This window comes from Sphingomonas sp. (assembly GCF_031380695.1).
Taxonomy (GTDB): domain Bacteria; phylum Pseudomonadota; class Alphaproteobacteria; order Sphingomonadales; family Sphingomonadaceae; genus Sphingomicrobium.
On sequence record NZ_JANMWY010000061.1, the window covers coordinates 1 to 3014 of the forward strand.

Genomic DNA, 3014 nt, shown 5'->3' on the forward strand with positions numbered 1-3014 from the left:
CCGCGCCGGTACCGAGCCCGGCAAAGCCATATTCGGTGATCGGCGTGTCGATCACGCGACGGTCGCCGAACTCCGCCAGCAGGCCCTGCGTGACCTTGTAGGCGCCCTGATATTGCGCGACCTCCTCACCCATCACGAACACCCGGTCGTCGCGCCGCATTTCCACCGCCATCGCATCGCGCAATGCGTCGCGGACGGTGGTCGACTTGAGCTCGGTGCCCTCGGGCACTTCGGGCGCATCATGTGTGCGGGCGACATCGGCGACGAGGTCGCGCGCCCCGGATTCCATTTGCCTGGGGGTGGGGGTAGCTTCCGCCTTCTGCGAAGCGGGTTCGTCCACCGGAGCGGCAGCAGGCTCCGGCGCGGGTTCGGCGGAAGGGGCAGGAGAAGCCTGCTCTCCTTCTCCGTCCATCAACGCAATCGCCGCGCCGACCTTCACGCCATCCGTCCCCTCCGGCACCAATATCTTGGAGATCACCCCTTCATCGACGGCTTCGAATTCCATCGTCGCCTTGTCGGTCTCGATTTCGGCCAGGATATCGCCCGACTTGACCGCATCGCCCTCCTTGACCAGCCATTTGGCCAGCGTGCCCTCTTCCATCGTCGGCGACAGGGCCGGCATTTTGAGTTCGATGCCCATCAGTAGGACCCCACCAGGACGTTCGTGTGCAATTCGCCCGGATCGGGTTCCGGAGCTTCTTCGGCATATTTGGCAGCAGCGACGACGATCGCCTTGATTTCGCTGTCGATTTCCTTGAGCGCATCCTCGGTCATGCCCATGGCTTCCAGTTCGCGCGCCGCCTGGTCGATCGGGTCGCGGCCCTCGCGATAGCTTTGGACTTCCTCGCGCGTACGATATTTCGCCGGATCGCTCATCGAATGGCCGCGATAGCGGTAGGTCTTCAATTCGAGGATGATCGGCCCCTTGCCCGCCCGCGTCCACGCCAGCGCTTCCTCGGCCGCGCCGTGCACCGCGAGCACGTCCATGCCGTCGACCTGGATACCCGGAATGCGGAAGCTTTCGCCACGCTTGTGGAATTGATCTTCGGATGCCGATCGCGCGACCGACGTGCCCATCGCATAGCCATTATTCTCGATCGCGTAGATCACCGGCAGGTTCCACAGCTCGGCCATGTTGAAACTCTCGTACACCTGGCCCTGGTTGGCCGCGCCGTCGCCGAAATAGGCCAGGCACACGCCGCCGTCGTTGGCATAGCGATGCTTGAACGCCAGGCCGGTGCCGAGCGACACCTGCGCGCCGACGATGCCGTGCCCGCCGTAGAAGCCATGCTCGACCGAGAACATGTGCATCGACCCGCCCTGGCCCTTTGAAATGCCGGCAGCGCGGCCGGTCAGTTCGGCCATGATGACTTTGGGGTCGATGCCATAGGCGAGCATGTGGCCATGGTCGCGATAGCCGGTGATGACGCTGTCCTTGCCCACCGTCATCGCCGACTGCAGTCCGACCGCGACCGCTTCCTGGCCGATGTAGAGGTGGCAGAAACCGCCGATCAGGCCGAGGCCGTATAATTGCCCGGCGCGCTCCTCGAAGCGGCGGATGAGCAGCATCTGCTTGTAGAATTCGAGCAATTGCTCCTTCGTCGCTTGAAACCGCGTCGGCTCGGCCGGGCGTTCGCGATTGGGTGAGTCGTTCGCCGTCGGAGTAGGCGCGACGGCGGGAGCGGATTTGGACTTGGAAGTGCGCGCCAAAACGGGGCCTTTCGATCGGAACGGCAAGCGGCGTCGCTATAGAAGCCGCCCCCCTAGACTGGCAATGCCGCAGGGTCGACTGCGGTTTCGCATTCCACCAATCGGTGAAATTAATTGAGCGGGACGACCACTTCGTCGGGTCGCACCAGGCCAAGGTCGCGGCGGACCAGCTCGTCGGCCAAGTCCGGATCGGCCTTGCGCGGGTCGAGCAGATTCGAGCGATGCCTGAGCGCGACCTTCTGCGCATCGAGCTGGGTCAATTCGACCTTCCGCTGCTCCAGGTCACGGTGATAGCCGCCCCAGGCAAGCAAGCCGTTGCGTCCGGCGACCGCATAGCCGGCGAAATTTCCGACGATGATCAACGCCAGCGCCGGCATCGCCGCCCGCCGCATGATCCGGATCGTCCTGCTTGCCCCACCCATGTCCTCTTAGAATCAGAGTGACGCCGTGATGGCAAGCGCAAACTGCTCAATTCAAGGAGATATTCGGGACAATTACGCCGGATGGTACGATCGCAGCGCCGAAACCCCCGGATAGCGTGCCGCGCTGCCCAGCTCCTCCTCGATCCGCAGCAGCTGGTTATACTTCGCCGTGCGATCCGACCGCGCCAGGCTGCCGGTCTTGATCTGGCCGCAGTCGAGCGCGACAGCGAGGTCGGCGATGGTCGAATCCTCGGTCTCGCCCGATCGGTGCGACATCACCGCTGTGTAGCCCGACGACTGCGCCAGCCGTACCGCTGCGATGGTTTCGGTCAGCGTGCCGATCTGGTTGACCTTGACCAGGATCGAATTGGCGATCCCGTCCTTGATCCCCTGCCCCAGCCGCTCGACATTGGTCACGAACAGATCGTCGCCGACCAATTGCACCCGGTCGCCGATCTTCTTCGTGAGCGATTTCCATCCCACCATGTCATCCTCGCCCATCCCGTCTTCGATCGACGCGATCGGGTAGGCGGCGGCCAGCTCGGCGAGATTAGCGGCCATGTCCTCGGGCGACAGCGTCCGCCCTTCCCCGGTCATGGCGTAAGCCCCGTCCTAGAAGAATTCGGTCGAGGCGCAGTCGAGCGCCAGCAGCACGTCCTTGCCGAGCGAATAACCCGCCTTGCCGACCGCTTCCGCGATCAGGTCCAACGCCGCGCGCGCCGAGGCGATATTCGGCGCAAAGCCGCCCTCGTCGCCGACCGCAGTGCTCAGTCCCTTCGCGTGAAGCTCGCTCTTGAGCGCATGAAAAATCTCCGCCCCGCACCGCAATGCTTCGGCGAACGACGGTGCCCCCACCGGCATCACCATGAATTCCTGGAAATC

General features: G+C 63.9%; 3 protein-coding genes and 1 pseudogene. All 4 read right to left on the reverse strand.

Annotation, left to right across the window (positions count from 1 at the left end; all coding sequences use genetic code 11):
* On the reverse strand, nt 1-640 hold a 640-nt coding region (locus RMN84_RS02525), incomplete at its 3' end, for a biotin/lipoyl-containing protein (protein ID WP_309610634.1).
* A complete protein-coding gene (gene pdhA / locus RMN84_RS02530) occupies nt 640-1710 on the reverse strand; it encodes a pyruvate dehydrogenase (acetyl-transferring) E1 component subunit alpha (protein ID WP_309610635.1) in 1071 nt (356 codons plus the stop codon). The genes pdhA and RMN84_RS02525, both read right to left, overlap by 1 nt.
* A gap of 110 nt (nt 1711-1820) precedes the next feature.
* A complete protein-coding gene (locus RMN84_RS02535; protein ID WP_309610636.1) occupies nt 1821-2132 on the reverse strand; it encodes a septum formation initiator family protein in 312 nt (103 codons plus the stop codon).
* A 72-nt stretch (nt 2133-2204) separates the two neighbouring features.
* Nucleotides 2205-3014: pseudogene (locus RMN84_RS02540) on the reverse strand (phosphopyruvate hydratase); the annotation flags it as partial.

Excerpts from the sequence above, each read along its gene's own strand:
- RMN84_RS02535 (WP_309610636.1), bottom strand. The coding sequence starts at position 2,132 with ATGGGTGGGGCAAGCAGGACGATCCGGATCATGCGGCGGGCGGCGATG.